Source organism: Pseudanabaena cinerea FACHB-1277 (assembly GCF_014696345.1).
Lineage (GTDB): Bacteria > Cyanobacteriota > Cyanobacteriia > Pseudanabaenales > Pseudanabaenaceae > Pseudanabaena > Pseudanabaena cinerea.
Genome location: NZ_JACJPY010000089.1, coordinates 1 through 16239, shown reverse-complemented (window position 1 = coordinate 16239; position 16239 = coordinate 1). Strand labels below are relative to the sequence as shown.

Sequence of the window (16239 nt, the reverse complement as noted above, 5' to 3'; positions counted from 1 at the left end):
TAGGTCATACTTACTATGACTTGACCTATCTTTTTTATCTTAAATCCTCAAATCCCCATCTACTCATACTTCCCATATCTTTTGTCGCCCCGTCAGGTGTTCAACAGTAGTTGAACCATCGGAAACCCTAAAACAACAAAACAGTCGCAAGTGCAATTAGAATCACGCGGTCTGTTTTAAGTGCTTAAGATTTTAAGCGCTAGTTTAGCACCTGTCCGTAAAAAATGTATCTATACTAATCACAATAAAGATCAGCAATTCTTATTAGTGGCGGCTATTTACAGGCAACCATGATTATCTTTATTTGATGGGTTGACCAAAGTGTTTGAAAATCTTGGCAGATATCTCGCTCCCTTCCCACTCAAGAATTAGCGGCGCGAAGCGCTGCATCACTAATCATCTTAATCCCAGCCAGATGGGGCTTAAACTATTCTCAGATTAGCGCCAGACAATGCAAATTAATTTAAGATGCAAAAATAAAGATATTTTAGGATAATGTTAAGACCATAGGCTTTTTCTGTAGAATTAGGGGGTGACAGTAATGCTTTGCATATTCTTGTAACAATTTCTAATAATTATTGGAATACTGATCGCTAATCCGTACAGTAATTGGCAGCAATTAAGCGCAAGTTCTTGTAGTTGATTAGATTGATCTCTCATTTGCACTCTGCATATAGTTGCACCAATTCACGAAAACGTGGCAACACTTTTGTGAATTAAAACCCAAGCTTAGCAAGGGTTTTCAAATTAAAAAACTGCATAGCCATTTCTTAATTTAATATTAAATAAGATTTTTGAGGATATAAAATTATGAGTACTATCGATAGCCAAAAGCCTGAATCCCCTAAAACTGAGGATAAGTCCAGTCGTACTGCAACAAAGGCAAAGTCAGATCCTGACAGCAAAACTAGCACCGTTGATATTGCAGCTCTTGCGGTCAAAGAGGAAACGAAACCTGTATCAGTCGAACAGAAGGGAACATTAACCGTGACCGATACCATCAAGCACTATGGCGATCGCCCCATTGTCGATGGTGGGTTCCGCGCCTTTGAATATTTCAATAGCTCAGGCGAACGCCCCATCGAAGCCAGCAAGCTTGTAGTTAGTGGCACTTACACAACAATGGGGGCTGAGCGTCCAATCGTGAGCAATGGTGTTCATGTTACTGGCACATTTATGTCATCAGGCGAGCGGCCTGTCGTAGAAGATGGCTTCAAAATTGTCAGTAAGTTCTACACCGCAGGCGAGCGTCCTGTGGGTTCATCGGGTTTAGTTGTCAGTGACACCTATTCTCAGATGGGCGGTACTCGTCCTGTGGCATCTAATGCGATCGATCAGGTGGGTTTGATGGGCTTTATTGACTAACATTATTGACTAGTTCAAAATCAGCGCCTATGGCGCTGATCTGTTTGGTTGACTAAATTGTGCCTGATATGGTTTTTAAGCACTAATTTTGCAAGTTTTGCGATTTCTAAGGTTCTGATGGATACAAAGTTAACTGCGCTAAAAGATAAATTATTTTCAGGTAAAGAGGCAAATCAATTACCTGCGATCGCGGAAATTGTTAGTTTCGGAGAGGAAGGATTGCAGGTTTTGGAGGAATTCATCCAATCCCGTAAGACTGAAAATATTGCCACAAATACAGAGCCAACATGGGTCGATGGCAAAATTCATCAAATCCTGTTGCAAAGCCAACTGCCCAAGGCGATCGCTTTAGTACAAACCTATTATGCTGATGGTGTGGTGATATTGCGATCTGAGAAAGCGATCGACTATCAGCCGATCCAAATTCTTTTGGCAAAGCAAGAGTTTGAAGAGGCAGATCGGATCACCAGTAAAAAACTATGCGAGGCAGCAAGTGATGACGCGCTAGCAAGGGGGTGGCTATATTTTACAGAGGCGAAGTTAATCCCCGTCAGTGATTTGCAAACAATTAATCAATTGTGGCTAGTCTATTCTGAAGGAAAATTTGGCTTTTCGGTACAGCGCAAGATTTGGTTGAGTGTTGGTAAGGGGTGGGAGAAGTTTTGGCTAAAGATTGGTTGGAAAAAGAGTGGCTCATTTACCCGCTATCCCAATGAGTTCATCTGGAATCTAGATGCCCCAAGGGGACATTTGCCTCTGTCTAATCAGTTGCGCGGCAATAAAACGATGCTAGCTATATTTTCACATCCCGCTTGGTCATAAAAACCAAACTAAAAACGAGATTAGAATATTTGCTCCGCAAATATTCTAATCTTACTTTCTAATTTGAATTTATTGATTTGAACTTGTTAAGCGGGTGATGGGATTCGAACCCACGACATTCTCCTTGGCAAGGAGATGCTCTACCACTGAGCCACACCCGCAAATTTGCTGCACTTGTGATTTGCTGCGCTTGTGTTTTGTGCTTTATTAATATGCCAAATTTTGTTAACAATGTCAACTACTTTCAAAAAATATTCAAAAAATAAAAGGGGATTGCACAGCAATCCCTTTTTATTAATACTTGAAGCCGTTTTTGCGAATATGGACTGCGGACTCACCATCATTGATCTTTGCACCACTATGAATGGTTGCTAAAACGATCCTGTGATCGCCAGCATCAAAACTATCGGTGACAGTGGTGTCGAGATAGGCGATCGCCGAATTAATATAATTTTGTCCACTGGCAGCAGTGCCTATTTCCACCCCCGCAAAGGGATCAACATCAGGGGCAAAACCCTTGGCAAAATGTCCAATAACTTTGCCATCGCCTTTAGCGGCGATATTTACCATTATGGGACTGCCTACAGTTACAAATTCTTCAAAAGCACGACCTTTTGCGATCGCAAAAGTTATCGATGGCGGGTTAAAACCTGCTTGCTGCACCCATGATGCTAGCATCGTGCCAGTTTTGTCGTTTTGCTGTGAGGTGAGGATGAATAAGCCTGCGGGAATTGCCCCGATCGCCGCGCCTAATTGTTCATCTTGAGAAATATTTTCGGTCATGGATTTAGGAATTAGCTCCAAAAAGTTGGCTTTAAACAACAAAGAGGCTAGCAATGCTAACCTCTTTGTTGTTTAGTAATGATAGCTAAAAAGTGCTAGACGTAAGCGGATTGAAAACCCCACCAAAGCAGGAACCCGATCGCACTGAGGATAACAATACTCGATAGGATAATGGAAACTGGGCTATCGGCATTTTCAAATTTCATGATGCCGCGATTAAAGTCTGTCATATAAGCAAAACCTAATCAATTAATTTAGATCACTTAAGCAAAACAATCCATTTATAACCCATATTTTTAGAGAATGGCTCAAAAGTAGCAAAATATCTAGGTATTCATATTTTAGGATAGTAATTTACCTATGCTCGATTGGTTACATATTTGGCGCTTGCCATCTAAACCTATTACCAAGCTTAAGGAACTGCCACAGGATGCAGGAGTGTATTACATTATGGCTCTGGGTATAGTTTTATATGTTGGCAAAACTAAAAATCTTCGCAATCGTTGGCAATCTAGCCACCATCGTTATCAACAGTTTAAGTTGCTGCATCCCTTTGGGCGATTACATTATCGAGTTTTAGCCGCCGAAAAGATACATATCTATGAAAAAGCGGAAATTTCTAAATTCCAACCTCAATGGAATGGCACAGCCAGGGTTACGTTTTGGCAGTTGTGTGGCTTATTTGTGGCAGTGTGGGGGCGCGTTATGGTTTACGCTTTGTTATTGTTAGGAGCGATCGCCGTCATTGCCTACATTTTCTTAACCAGAACTTAGTCTCAATCTAGTCAATATGTACCAATCACAGCATACATCGCCATATATCAACGATATCTTTACTGATACTTTAAAACATCGGTTTCACGCCATTGCCACAAGTCTACAGTTAACCACGCCTTCAGATTATGGCGATCACCTCGCAAAATTGGTCAAGTTTGTAGTTACGGATCGGCTCGCGGATTTTTCAGATAGCGATCAAGACTATGGCAATCTCGATCGTGCGGTAATAGCAATTTTGACTGGTGCATATTGGCATCAAGATTTGGCGGAGATGCGATCGCGGATTTTGGATTTGCAAAACTATAGTAATGTCGATATTCCAGAGCTATTGCTTGCCTATGCGATCGCCTATGCCTGTCGTAGCAAGATGCAGCCCCACAACTTTGTTAGCCAAATTTGCCAAGACTTCACTAAGAGGCGGAACCTCAGCCAACCATTCACATCACAGCCAGAATTTTTAGCTCAGATCCAGAAGGCTCATAAATTTGCCGAGCAGGGTGCTAGTGCGATCACCTTTCACCATACCCATGACCCTAGTTGTGCGAAAGTGGCGATCGCCCTTTATTATTTTTTGAGTACGCCCCAAGATTGGAGCCTAGTCACTGATCGCGCTAAGATATATGATCCCCTAGTTGCGATCCAAGCTGGTGCGATCACCGCAGCCTATCTTGGCAAATGCGATAGCTACATTCAGGAAAACAATATTGGCGAACATTTATGGCAATATTGGGCAGGTTATTTTACCCCAGTTGCAGTTTTTAAATGAGTGCATCATCATTTAAAAACTGCAATAAGATAGAAATGAATATGTCGTAGGAAGCGTTTATGCCAAAACTAATTTTAATTTTGCTTTTGTTGGTCTATGTCGCAGGCATTGTCAAATTTTTGCAAGGATTTCGGCGCACTGACTTTTCTGGCAACCAGATCGGACTAGCGCTAATGTGGCCAATCCTATTTGCCATGAATGGTAACTATCGCAAAAATTTCTTTAAAGCACTTAAAGGCTCCTGATGAATTGGTGGAATCGACTTAAAGCTAATCCTCTAGCTTGGATTGGGATCATAGTTTTGACAATCTTCTACAGCACTGCTCTCTTTGCCGACTTTGTGAGTCCCTATGGGGTAAATGATTCATTGCAAGGGGCGGCGCTGCTACCGCCTTCAGAGATTCATTGGCGCGATCACCAAGGCAACTATATCGGCGCTCATGTATATCCCACTAGTCAAGGCAAGGTCGATCTCGAAACAGGCGATCGCGCTCTCATAACCGACTACACCAAGCCATCCCCAATTCGCCTTTTTGCCAATGGGCATTTATTTAGCACCGAAGGTGAAGGGCGCTTTTATTTACTAGGAACCGATGAGCAAGGGCGGGATCAACTAACCCGAATGCTGCATGGTGGTCGCGTGAGTTTGTTGATCGGCTTTATCGGTACTACGATTTCCTATGCGATCGGCTGTCTAGTGGGTGGCATTTCTGGCTATATTGGCGGTTGGGTTGATGTGATTTTGATGCGCTGTGTCGAAATTTTGATGTCCATACCATCAATTTATCTATTGGTAGCATTGGCGGCCATTTTGCCGCCGCAAATCAGCAATACTCAACGCTTTGCCCTCATCATTGCCATTATTTCCTTTGTGTCTTGGTCGGGGCTTGCCCGTATTGTGCGCGGGCAGGTGCTATCGATCAAGGAGCAGTCGTTTATTTTGGCAGCCAAAGCTTCAGGGGCATCCCCTTTGAGAATTATCATCAATCATGTGCTGCCCCAAACAATTACATTTATTATTATCTCAGCCACTTTAGCCATACCCAGATTTATTGTAGTTGAAGCAGTACTAAGCTTGGTAGGACTAGGCATTCAGCCTCCTGATCCCTCATGGGGGAATATGCTATCTTTATCTACTAACGCCTCAATAGTTGTGCTGCAACCTTGGTTGGTATGGGTTCCTGCGGCGGCGATCGTCCTCACAGTACTATCGTTTAACTTACTAGGTGACAGTCTGCGGGATGCCCTCGACCCCAAAGATCTTAGACAATAATCTAAACAATCTCTCTGTGCAGACAGGTCTACTTAATTGGTCAAGTTACTTCACAATATCCACCAAAATTCGAGCAATAACTGGCATTTCTCCAAGGTTATGTATCACAAATATCCATACACTTGGTTACTATATACTTAGTATTAAGTATTAGTATTAAGTATTAGTATTAAGTATATTCATGCTTGTTCAATTCAATAATTCAATATGCACAAATAGCACTAAGGTACTCAATCTGATTAAACATGACATGAAATAAATGAACTTTGGAACAGATTCTGACCCATATTCTATTATTTTTCAGTCTTTAGTCTTATTTGACCTTTTAACTTGTGTTTAATTTTTATCCCGTCTTTTTCATTTCTTTTTCATTTCTTGTTTCATTTTGTGTTTTCTGTGACGAGTTTTTGCGCTTTCGTCATGTCAATCTGAAAGTTAGCATCAGCATCAGTAAAGTAGGAGTATATTTAGCGTGCAGTACTTAGCAGAACTTCAAAAAACCCAAGCAGCTTTTGGATTAGGTGGTAATGCGTCTGTCCGATTACTAGCACGTAATACGGGTGAAAATGTTTGGCAACCGATTACAAACGAACAGGTTATTTCTCTGCAAGATTCTAGCCAAGCGAAGGATCTCAAAGATGCACAAATGGTTATTGCCGAGATCACTGGCAGCAATCAAGTCCAAAGCATACAGGATGCGTCTAAGAAGATTGTCAATATTCTGCAAGCATTTTCGCGATCCCAGGACAAATATAAATCTGCCGAAGAAGAGGTCGAGCAGTGGAAGCAATCCCTGAATTTTCAAAGTCAGGAACTGCACCGCCGCGAGCAGGAGCTAGAGCAGAAAGAAATAGAGCTAGAGCATCTAGACGCTAGACGACAGGAAATCGAAGAGCTAGAAGCGAAATTTGCCGCCGAAAAGGCAGAAATTGACCAATTGCGGCAAAGAATCGAGTCGGAACGTGGACAGTTTGAGGCTAAAGCCGCCGCCCTATCTACGGAGCAAGCAGAACAGGTAAAAACTCTGTTGACGCAGCTATCTGCGGGGGTAAAGGGACCAGAAGCTTCGCAACAAAATATTTTAAAGGCTCTAGAAATCATTAATCAGCGCCAAGAGGTACTAACCAAGTTTTGGCAAAATTTAGATGGTTTAAAGACTGAGGTAGAAAAACAAAAGGCAAATCTCAACAAGTCAACGGAAGAGCTAAATAACCGCAAGGTACAGTGGCAGCAAACGCAAATTGCCCTTGCCGATGCCCAAGCAGAGCTTAAGGCACAGCGTGGCATTTTGAAATTGCAAGAAAATAATATGGCTATGTCTAGGGTGCAACTTGAGGCACAAATAGAACTCTACGAACAGACATCGGCTGCGATCGAGTCCTTTGGGGGTGGGGTCGAAGTGCTTAGCCCAGAGGAAGAGAGACGCTTGCAGTCCATGCCAATTGAAGAGCTAGAGTCAACGATTAAGGCTCTTCAGGCTGATTTTGATAAATTAGCTAATTATGTTAGTGCCCAAGAAGATGAACTGGCGGGGCTAGAGGGAGAAATTGCTGATTTGCAAAGTCAAGTGTCAAAGGCTGATCAATTTGCCAGAATTGAACTTGAGAGCAATAAGGAATTTGCGGAGGAGCAGTATAAGCTTTTGGAAGAAAGCGTTTCGGGAATGCGCCGTGGTATGCAGGAGCGCGTGTCTGTACTAAACCAACAAAAGGCAGTTCTAGATCGCCGCAAAGGAATTGCTGTCGAGGTTAGCCCTGTTCAAAGTTTGTTACCTTTGCTGTCGCAGATTGAGGCGCAGAAAAATCGCCAAGAGCAGGAATTGCGAAAGATGGAAAGCCAAATTGATGCGGTGCGAAACTATACGCAACAGCAACAGGAAATGTTGGCGAAGCAAGCACAGGAGCATTTGCAACAGGAGCAGGTGATTAAGACGGCTGAAGTGCAGCACTATGACCGCCTTAAGGTTGTGGCTGAGATGACGGGTCAGATCGTTGCTCAAGAGCAGTTGTTAAGACCTGTGCAGGATATTGTGGACGCGATTCGCCCTCAGTTGGAGTCGGCAAAACAACAGTCGGGCGATAGTGTGGGCAATATTTCTAAGGTGATTGCCGATTTGCAGGCAACTTTGAGTGCTTTAGTTTGATCTAAGTGCTTTAGCTTGATCTAAGTGCTTTAGTTTGATCTAAGTGCTTTAGCTTGATCTATTAGTTAGCTTTAAAAAAGCGGTGCTTTGCACCGCTTTTTTAAATGAGAGGCAAGTTGACTAGTCTTCTACTTTGATGGAGATAATTTTGTCGCCTCGGCGGATGGCTTGAGCTACTTCTGTGTCGGCGGTATAGCCAAATGCGGCGTATTGTCCATCTAGAAATGATGCGTCGCCGAGGGTGATGAAAAACTGGCTGGTGGCACTGTTGGGATCGTTGGTGCGAGCCATTGAGAATACGCCTGCCTTGTTGTGCTTGATCACTGGTTTTTTGCCGCCTGTCAAGATTTGACCGATGGTGGCGGCGCTGTCGCCTTCAGCAAAGATTTCTAATTTGATGCGATCGCCTGAGCCACCAGTACCATTGCCCAGTGGATCGCCGCCTTGGATCACAAATCCTGGTTCGACCCGATGAAAGGTAAGACCATCATAAAAGCCATGTTTGGCAAGGTCAACAAAATTGTTGACGGTAATTGGGGCGTGTTGATCGTCAAGTTCAGCACGCATGGTTCCCTTTACGGTTTCGATTACGACACGGATCATAGATTAATTAATTTAAAAGCTATTGTAGTAAGGTTAAGTAGCACGTCTCACCCAATTAAAGTTGGATTGTCACCTGCGATCGCATGGCAAAATTAATCAAACTTTATTAAAGTTTTAAGTTTGCTGATGCTTTGTCCTTCAGTAAGTATATCGTCTATAGGGTTTTGCAAAAAATGGATACCAATAGTTTGCTTAAGCAGTTACTTATGCTTGGTGTCGGCACAACTTCAATTGTGCTAGAGAAAATTAAGGAAGCTAGTGAAGATTGGGTGAAAGATGGCAAGGTTGATCCCGAACAGGCTTCGGAAATCTTCAATGATATTGCTAATCGTTTAAAGTCTGAGCAGGGCAATTTGGAGGCATTAATTCAGCGTCAAATCCGTAATGTGATGCAGGATTTGGGTGTGCCACGTCAAAATGAGATGGATGAGTTGCGGGGGCGGATCGATCGCCTAGAGCGACAGATGCGGGATCTAGAAAATAAACAATGGCGCTAGTTAATGGCTGATTTAGGGATTTTATATTTGGTGGGGACTCCCATTGGCAATTTGGAAGATATGACCTTTAGGGCGATCGCCACTTTAAAACAGGTGGATCTGATTGCTGCGGAGGATACGCGCCATACGGGTAAGCTGTTGCACCATTTCGGAATCGCGACACCGCAAATTAGTTACCACGAGCATAATGCCCATCGGCGCGTCCCTGAACTGGTGGAGAAATTGCAGCAGGGCATGGCGATCGCCCTCGTGACTGATGCAGGGATGCCTGCGATTTCTGATCCAGGGGTGGAACTGGTGCAGGGTTGTATTGCGGCGGGGATTCGAGTCGTGCCGATTCCTGTGGTGACGGCTGGAATTGCGGCTTTGACCGCTTCAGGTCTTGCCACAGCGCATTTTGGCTTTGAGGGTTTTCTGCCTGTGGATAACAAAGCTAGGCGCGATCGCCTCGAATTTTTGCAACAGGAATCACGCACAATGATTCTCTACGAATCACCCCATCGCTTGTTACGCACCATTAGCGATTTAGCAGAGTTTTTGGGACAGGATCGTCATTTGGCGATCGCTAGGGAATTAACTAAAATCCATGAAGAGTTTTGGCGGGGTGATTTGGCGGCGGCGATCGCCCATTTTACCGACCATGCCCCTAAGGGCGAGTTTACCCTAGTGGTGGCAGGCGCTGCGCCCAAGGAAAAAATTAATTGGACAGAGGCAGATATTTTAAAGGAATTGCAAAGTTTGGTTGACGCGGGGACATCTCGCTCAGAGGCAAGTCGTCAGATCGCCGAGATGTTGCAACTGCCACGCCGTCAAATTTATCAGCTTGCCCTCACCTTGCCATGATATTTTGAGTTGATATTTTAAGTAGTACAGAATGAAGCCAAATCAACAAATGGCTACGCCATTCCTTTATCCAGTACGTTCTTGAACTCTGTTACCATTGCCCTTTACCTGTAGTAGTTGTAACTGATAGATATGATAGAACAATTGCCAGAAATAGCGTTCTGTCAAACCGCAGGTGGAAGCGCCGCGTAATACCACACTGGAGTACCAATCATTGGGGGCAAGCTCGCGAGTGAGCTTATTGACAACGCTGTAGGTGCGGACATTGCTATAGATATTTTTGCCAACCTTGACTGTTACCAGCTCATGTTGGTAGCCGCCACCAGAGACATCTTCTCGCAAGTCGAGGCGATCGCTAAGGCGGCTAGGCAAGCAATATAAAACCCCTTCCACATAGGAGTTAGCATCTTGGACAATATCAAGACAGCCACAGTCGCGGTGGGGTGAATGGTAATAAAAACCTAGCCGATATCCATTTAATCGCGCCACTCCCACTACATAAAGATGGGTCGGCTCTCCTAGCGATCGACGCAAATCCACAGGACACATACAAGAACCATAGGCAAAGTAATAGAACATTGATTCTGAAAGCTCAAGCTGCTCAGAGCGATCGCTCAATGTTGGATGACTATTGGGAATACGATTCTGTAATTGTTGTGAATTTTGCATATCGGTATTTAGCCAAGTTGACTTAAAATCAACCAAAAACTGCTTGTATTCAGGGATACATACGAAAAGTATAGGGGCTTATGTATCCTGATGAGACAGTGAATATTACTGAAATACCATTCATAAAAACTTAAAAATATGTCCGAAGATACAAAACTAGAGCCAATAGAAGATCCTCTAAATTTTCAGATAGATCGTTCAATCAATAATCAAGTCAGTCTCATATCTAAGCCCTCCTTAAAAGAGTTGGCGATCATCTTCGCCAAGTTAGGCACGATCGCCTTTGGAGGGCCTGCCGCCCATATAGCCCAAATCGAACAGGAAGTCGTGCAGCGCCGTCAATGGATGCCCCGTGAAAAATTATTAGATCTATTAAGTATTACCAATTTAATTCCTGGTCCCAACTCCACCGAACTCACAATTCACATCGGCTTAGAGCAAAGGGGCTGGCAAGGGGCGATCGTTGCAGGTACAAGCTTTATATTGCCAGCAATGTTAATCGTTTGGGGCATCGCCGCCATGTATGTCGCCTATCAAACTACCCCTACCTTGGGAAGTTTACTGTACGGCGTGAAACCAGTAATTATTGCAGTCGTAATCCAAGCATTATGGAAACTAGGACGCACTGCCATCAAAAATATTGTCACCGCGATCGCTGGTCTATTAGTGCTATCCCTTTACTTCCTGAAAGTTAATGACATCGCCCTCATGCTCGGTGCAGGCATAATAGTCAGCATTGTCACCAACCTCCGCGATCGCAAGTCCCTCAACAGTCTTATTTTTCCTTTTTCCTTTTCCCCTTTTCCTTTGGGTGCGATCGCCGCTACTGCCACAATCCCCAAAACATGGATCGCTGTGTTCCTGAGCTTTTTGAAAATTGGTGCAGTTCTCTATGGTGGCGGCTATGTATTATTTGCCTTTGTGCAGCAAGAATTTGTAGAGCGCACCCATTGGCTCACCTCACAACAGCTATTAGATGCGATCGCCATTGGTCAATTTACCCCAGGTCCTATATTAACCACCGCCACCTTTATCGGTTATCTCGTGGCGGGCAATCTCGGCGCGATCGCAGGGACGATTGGCATATTTCTACCTGCCTTTATCCTTGTACCCGTCATCAATCCCCTTGCTGCCAAATTGCGGCGATCGCCTTGGACATCAGGATTTCTAGATGGTGTAAATGCCGCTTCTATGGGGTTGATGGCAGCCGTAGCATGGGAGCTAGGGCGCAGCGCCCTGTTGGATATTGCCACTGTGATCATCGCGATCGCTAGTTTGATTACATTGCTAAAATTCCCAAAAATCAATTCCGCATGGCTAGTGATCGCTGGCGCAGCGATCGGCTATTTTTGGAAATCTTTTTAGCCCAAAACATAAAATGGCTACGCCATTTTATGTTTTGAAAAATCCGATCGCCGTGATCAAATGAGGCACAGCCATCTCATCCCAAAAACCTTCAGAACGCCGCCCTGTTAATAGCTGAAAATGCAAATTAAAGGCATGGGGATAGCCATTAACCTCAAGGCAAATATCCTCAGTCTCCAAAGTACAACAAATCTTCTCCCCATCCGACAGCTCTATTGCCATCACCCGCATCGTATCCACAAGCTGCAAAGTCAATTTGCAAAAATCCTTAAACTCAGATTCGGTTAGCTCGATCGCCCAACTATCTGCCCCAACCAAACCTTTATAAACATCCACGTCACCACGAAAGCCAACCCGCCATCCCTCGCCACTGAGTAATTGCTTGGATGAATTTTGATCTATAAAATTTAGCATAACGGTCATCTGGCTAAAAGCTAATAGCTAATAGCTAATAGCTTTTAGCCAAAAAAACTAATCACTCAAAATCTCTGGCTGTGAAATCTCGTCTGACATCTCCATAATGGCTCTAAGAATGGGCTTCATCATGCGATCATCATAGTCATCATCTTCGTAGCGTCTGAGCTTTGCCCGATTTGCAACCTGCACAGTAATGCGGTAACGGTTAGAAGATGCGTTGACCAACTCTTCAACACGCCTTGTCACTTGTGCTGAATCAATAGAATAACGTTTTGCCATAAATACCAAAGAAAACAGACCCCTTAAGTCTAGCGCGATCGCGATCCAAAATAAAAACTTGCAGCAAGCTGCAATGGTTTTGAGCTTTTATATTGCTTGCAAAAAAATAAAAAATGCTGCAATTGCAAAATTTAAGGACAAAAACTTTAAAGCCAATAGGTTTTGTGCTGTAATAAGATGGACTTGCATAGCTATTTGGGGCGGATTCTTCAAATCCATGACTGAAAAGAAAGTACTGGTAATTGACGACAGCATCATGATCCGCAAAATGGTCAAAAGCATTTTGGCGGGTAAATATGATGTGCTAGAAGCTAGTGACGGTAAATCTGGGCTAGATGCCGCAAGGCGCACCTTTCCAGATCTGATCTTGCTTGATTTTGTGATGCCCAAATATAATGGTTATCAAACACTCCAAGCAATTCGCCGAGTTGAAGGGTTGCAAAAAGTACCTGTCATCATGATATCTGGACTCAAGGAGCAGGTGACAGAGCATGTTCCTGAACCATTTACAGAGTTTGACTTTCTCGAAAAGCCTTTTGAAGCCGATGTCTTAGTCTCACGCATTCAAAACTTTCTGCCTCCTGATGCCCCTGCAACGGTCTCGGTTGTGCCAGATCGACGATCAGAGGTTATTTCTAGAGACACTCACGCATCAGAAGAGCCAAGTTTACAGACTATTCTCTCCCGCCTAACATCTACGGAAACGCTCTTAGTTCAAGGTATTGAGAACTTAATTCAGCGCGAGGTTGTCGCCCGTTTTACTGAACTCAATACCAGAATTGATCATCAGGATCAAGCAATCAAAACCATAAGTGATCGTGTTGATCGTATTTCTGAGCAGATTGAGCATCAAAACAAAGGGCTGATGGTCATATTGAGAGAGCTAAAAGCCTTACAGGGTAAGTGATCAAAAACAAGGGCGTGGCTAAGCCGCGCCCTTGTTTTTGCTGTTTTATTAAGAGCGGGTAGCTACGCTCTCCACCTTAGAAGGCTCTACTGGCATCACTGCGACAGATGTGCTAGCGATCGCCGTGGGCAGAGATTCTTGAGGGGTGGTGAAGTAGAGAATGGTTAAAGGTAAAGCACCAACCATGATCCCTAGTAAAGCTGGCACATAAAAACCTGCGTTAAAACTCAAGATTAAGGCAAAGGCAAAGTTTCCTGCATACATAATGGCGGGAAAGAGAAGTTGCTGACGGTTGAGGATGGGTTGATTGTCTTTACCCCAAATCACGGAAGCCACGGTCATAAATAAAGAGCCAGTGCCGAACCAACCAAAGAAGTTTTGGTAAGGCATTCCGTAAAATTCACCTGCTTGATGCCATTCCCAGAAAGGAAAAGGGGTTTGGCTCATGGCGGGATCGAGTACAAAGTCCCATGAGGTGAGCATTAAGGCTCCAAGGGCGATCGCGGCTAAGCGATAACCCCAACCTGTGCCAAAGCGCATCAGGGTTGCGGATACTAAAAATGCCGCAAAGCCCATGTAAAACCAAGACAGGGGAATTGTGAAGGGTACGAGGTCAGCGATTTTGTAACCGAGTCCACTGAGATAGGCATAAGCACCAAAGGGAAAGCCTGTGCTAGTGCCTAGCAATTCACTGGATACCGATAGCCCGATCGCGGGGATGCAGAAGGCAAGGGTGCGTTTAAGTCCAATCGTCTGCTTGCCGTAAAGAAAGGCGGCGATCGCGCCAAAAATCATGTAAGAAGCACCGCCATTTTGCATTCCCCAAGAAAATACTTGTAAACCCGCCTCAGATAGGCTTTCAATAAAGGTCGTGTTTGGCAACACCAAAATTAAGCCAAATAGCCCAAAGACCATTGATGCTAAGTGCATTCCCAAATTTAACCAATGTGCGGAGATCGCTCGCCTCATCACGCCATGTACTCCCAAAGTTTGAGTTTTTCTTTAATTAACTTAACAGTTTAGCTTAACAAAAGTATAAGCTAACATACCATTTATACCAATTTAAGAAATGGCGTAGCCATTTCTTAAATTAAAAACCCTGTCTGGATTTAGGTTTGAGTGCAAAGCACCGTAAGTTATCGGTTAGCCAAAATCGCTAGGGCAATTAAAAAAATAGCGATCGCCAACCATAGAAAATTATTGCGCGTATTGTTGTTGGGGCGCTCTAGGGGGATTTCGCGAAATGGTTTCGGATCGTTGCTCTTGTTGCTGCGGACTGGGCGTGCTTCGTAGCGATCGGGCGATTGCAAAAGCGGCACTTCAGAAACTACCCCCTCCAATTTGCTAAGTTGTGGCGCAGTAAAAATACCCAACATATAACGAGCATTTTTGCGAATGCTGCCTGTGGGATGTCTTTGCAGGCGGCGACAGAGTTCGATCGCCTGTTCGGTCTTACCGATCGCATCATAGGCATTTGCCAACCAAATTAAAATATCGCCGCCAAGTTTGCTATCAAAAGCGGCGATGCTTTTGGCTCTCTCTAGCGTGGCGATCGCTTGTTGATAGTTGCCACTTTCAAAATTTGTCACCCCCGCCTGATAAAGCTCTGTAGCTACGATGTCAGCATTAATTTCGGGGTTATTTGATGAATTATTCTGGGAATTATTCTGGGAATTATTCTGGGAATTATTCTGGGGATTATCTGCTTGCATTCTAAAAAAGTTCATCCCACCTAAAAGTAACATCAGCAAAAGCAACCATCGCTAACACATCACCTGCTTCGTAATGCTGGATGCGTTTATAGCCCGATGGTGATGGCTGGGAATAGCCTGTGATTAATTTTTGATTGACATCAAATAACCACATTTCAGGAATCCCTGCGGCGGCATATAGGGGCGCTTTGACATCACGGTCATAATCAATGGAGCTATCAGCAACCTCAATAATCAGCAAAATATCTTCAGGTGTTGGCAAGCCATTCTCATAATAATCATCACGATATTTCAAGATGGCAAGATCGGGCTGTGGTTGCGACTTGTTGGGCAGAATAATTGAGTTTTGTGTCCAGACGATCGCTTTACCATAGAGACGATTGGTAAATATTGCACTCAATCTAGCAACACAGGCAGCGTGTTTCATGCCAATGGGGAACATTTGGATAATTTCTCCATTAATTAATTCGAGGCGATCGCCTTGGGCAAACACACCCGCTTCATCCATAAGTTGATACTGCTCAGGAGTAAACAGGAGTTTATGGGCATTGCCTTGGAGATCTATTTGAGGGTTTACGGAGGAATCTGTGATATTGGGTTCGGAGAGTAATTGCATGGTCATTGACCTGATCCTCAACTCTAAATATTTAGGCGACTGCTTTGATTTTATCGCTATAGCCTTTCAGTCTGACTTAGAACTTAGAGCAGTTTGCCTGAGACAAAGGTAGAATATTAGACAAGAATTATGTGGCTGTAGCAAACAAGGGGCTATTTTGCAAAAAGGGGCGCTAGTTGAGATAAATCTGAGCGTGATATTTGCACCAAATATATTACATCTGCTTTGGAGCGATCGGGATGGGATATTGCTACGTAGATCCGAGAAGAATTTGCCTTGACTAAATAGGTGAAAGACTAAATAGGGCTTGCTGAAAAAGTAATTAGGAGGCAGGAAGAATGCAAGTAGAAAAAGGAGACCACAGGACAGGCAAGACAGGAAATCGCCGAAATCGGGAAGAGA

Annotated in this window: 20 protein-coding genes and 1 tRNA gene; 11 read left to right on the top strand and 10 right to left on the bottom strand. The window is 43.9% G+C overall.

Features of this window, described 5'->3' with window-relative positions; genetic code table 11:
• Positions 1-810 precede the first annotated feature (810 nt).
• The gene (locus tag H6F44_RS19190; protein ID WP_190352635.1) at positions 811-1365 is read left to right on the top strand and encodes a hypothetical protein; all 555 of its coding nucleotides are present in this window, start codon (positions 811-813) and stop codon (positions 1363-1365) included.
• 117 nt (positions 1366-1482) lie between these two features.
• Positions 1483-2187 (top strand): GUN4 domain-containing protein, encoded by a 705-nt coding sequence (locus tag H6F44_RS19185; protein WP_190352634.1) that lies wholly within the window; start codon positions 1483-1485, stop codon positions 2185-2187.
• A gap of 89 nt (positions 2188-2276) precedes the next feature.
• On the opposite strand, the gene H6F44_RS19180 is transcribed toward H6F44_RS19185, so the two are convergent.
• The 3 genes from H6F44_RS19180 to H6F44_RS23635 form a co-directional block, all read right to left on the bottom strand.
• Positions 2277-2348: transfer RNA gene (locus H6F44_RS19180), tRNA-Gly, on the bottom strand.
• 133 nt (positions 2349-2481) lie between these two features.
• Complete coding sequence (locus tag H6F44_RS19175) at positions 2482-3024, bottom strand: flavin reductase family protein (protein WP_242016659.1); 543 nt, start codon at positions 3022-3024, stop codon at positions 2482-2484.
• Between the two features lie 41 nt (positions 3025-3065).
• On the bottom strand, positions 3066-3200 hold the full coding sequence (locus H6F44_RS23635; RefSeq protein WP_277874139.1) for a hypothetical protein: 135 nt from the start codon (positions 3198-3200) through the stop codon (positions 3066-3068).
• Positions 3201-3330: 130 nt separating this feature from the next.
• Between H6F44_RS23635 and H6F44_RS19170 the strand changes: the two genes are divergently transcribed.
• The 5 genes from H6F44_RS19170 to hmpF all read left to right on the top strand — a co-directional run bounded on the left by H6F44_RS19170 (position 3331) and on the right by hmpF (position 7929).
• The gene (locus tag H6F44_RS19170; RefSeq protein WP_190352633.1) at positions 3331-3744 is read left to right on the top strand and encodes a GIY-YIG nuclease family protein; all 414 of its coding nucleotides are present in this window, start codon (positions 3331-3333) and stop codon (positions 3742-3744) included.
• Between the two features lie 16 nt (positions 3745-3760).
• Positions 3761-4513, top strand: a complete 753-nt coding sequence (locus tag H6F44_RS19165) for a hypothetical protein (RefSeq protein ID WP_190352632.1) — start codon at positions 3761-3763, stop codon at positions 4511-4513.
• 59 nt (positions 4514-4572) lie between these two features.
• Positions 4573-4758: a hypothetical protein gene (locus H6F44_RS19160; RefSeq protein WP_190352631.1), complete on the top strand. Its 186-nt coding sequence runs from the start codon at positions 4573-4575 to the stop codon at positions 4756-4758.
• Positions 4758-5786, top strand: a complete 1029-nt coding sequence (locus tag H6F44_RS19155; RefSeq protein WP_190352630.1) for an ABC transporter permease — start codon at positions 4758-4760, stop codon at positions 5784-5786. The genes H6F44_RS19160 and H6F44_RS19155 overlap by 1 nt, the downstream gene beginning before the upstream one ends.
• Before the next feature lie 472 nt (positions 5787-6258).
• The gene (gene hmpF, locus H6F44_RS19150) at positions 6259-7929 is read left to right on the top strand and encodes a pilus motility taxis protein HmpF (RefSeq protein ID WP_190352629.1); all 1671 of its coding nucleotides are present in this window, start codon (positions 6259-6261) and stop codon (positions 7927-7929) included.
• A gap of 120 nt (positions 7930-8049) precedes the next feature.
• Here the strand turns inward: hmpF and H6F44_RS19145 are convergent, their stop codons facing one another.
• Positions 8050-8532 (bottom strand): peptidylprolyl isomerase, encoded by a 483-nt coding sequence (locus tag H6F44_RS19145; RefSeq protein ID WP_190352628.1) that lies wholly within the window; start codon positions 8530-8532, stop codon positions 8050-8052.
• 173 nt (positions 8533-8705) lie between these two features.
• Between H6F44_RS19145 and H6F44_RS19140 the strand changes: the two genes are divergently transcribed.
• Positions 8706-9029, top strand: coding sequence for a phasin family protein (locus H6F44_RS19140; RefSeq protein ID WP_190352627.1), 324 nt, complete (start codon positions 8706-8708; stop codon positions 9027-9029).
• Positions 9030-9032: 3 nt separating this feature from the next.
• Positions 9033-9872 (top strand): 16S rRNA (cytidine(1402)-2'-O)-methyltransferase, encoded by an 840-nt coding sequence (rsmI, locus tag H6F44_RS19135; RefSeq protein ID WP_190352626.1) that lies wholly within the window; start codon positions 9033-9035, stop codon positions 9870-9872.
• 66 nt (positions 9873-9938) lie between these two features.
• On the opposite strand, the gene H6F44_RS19130 is transcribed toward rsmI, so the two are convergent.
• On the bottom strand, positions 9939-10541 hold the full coding sequence (locus tag H6F44_RS19130; protein ID WP_190352625.1) for a gamma-glutamylcyclotransferase family protein: 603 nt from the start codon (positions 10539-10541) through the stop codon (positions 9939-9941).
• Positions 10542-10679: 138 nt separating this feature from the next.
• On the opposite strand from H6F44_RS19130, the gene H6F44_RS19125 reads away from it, so the two are divergent.
• Entirely contained in the window at positions 10680-11906 is a 1227-nt protein-coding gene (locus H6F44_RS19125) for a chromate transporter (protein ID WP_190352624.1), read from the top strand.
• A 27-nt stretch (positions 11907-11933) separates the two neighbouring features.
• Here the strand turns inward: H6F44_RS19125 and H6F44_RS19120 are convergent, their stop codons facing one another.
• Complete coding sequence (locus H6F44_RS19120) at positions 11934-12320, bottom strand: DUF1818 family protein (protein ID WP_190352623.1); 387 nt, start codon at positions 12318-12320, stop codon at positions 11934-11936.
• A gap of 57 nt (positions 12321-12377) precedes the next feature.
• Entirely contained in the window at positions 12378-12602 is a 225-nt protein-coding gene (locus H6F44_RS19115; protein WP_190352622.1) for a DNA-directed RNA polymerase subunit omega, read from the bottom strand.
• A gap of 217 nt (positions 12603-12819) precedes the next feature.
• Between H6F44_RS19115 and H6F44_RS19110 the strand changes: the two genes are divergently transcribed.
• The gene (locus H6F44_RS19110) at positions 12820-13509 is read left to right on the top strand and encodes a response regulator (protein WP_190352621.1); all 690 of its coding nucleotides are present in this window, start codon (positions 12820-12822) and stop codon (positions 13507-13509) included.
• A 48-nt stretch (positions 13510-13557) separates the two neighbouring features.
• Here the strand turns inward: H6F44_RS19110 and cruF are convergent, their stop codons facing one another.
• From cruF to H6F44_RS19095, 3 genes are all read right to left on the bottom strand, one after another.
• Positions 13558-14478, bottom strand: coding sequence for a gamma-carotene 1'-hydroxylase CruF (cruF, locus tag H6F44_RS19105; RefSeq protein WP_190352620.1), 921 nt, complete (start codon positions 14476-14478; stop codon positions 13558-13560).
• A 167-nt stretch (positions 14479-14645) separates the two neighbouring features.
• Complete coding sequence (locus H6F44_RS19100) at positions 14646-15221, bottom strand: tetratricopeptide repeat protein (RefSeq protein WP_190352619.1); 576 nt, start codon at positions 15219-15221, stop codon at positions 14646-14648.
• 1 nt (position 15222) lies between these two features.
• A complete protein-coding gene (locus tag H6F44_RS19095; protein WP_190352618.1) occupies positions 15223-15843 on the bottom strand; it encodes a Uma2 family endonuclease in 621 nt (206 codons plus the stop codon).
• Positions 15844-16239: the final 396 nt, after the last annotated feature.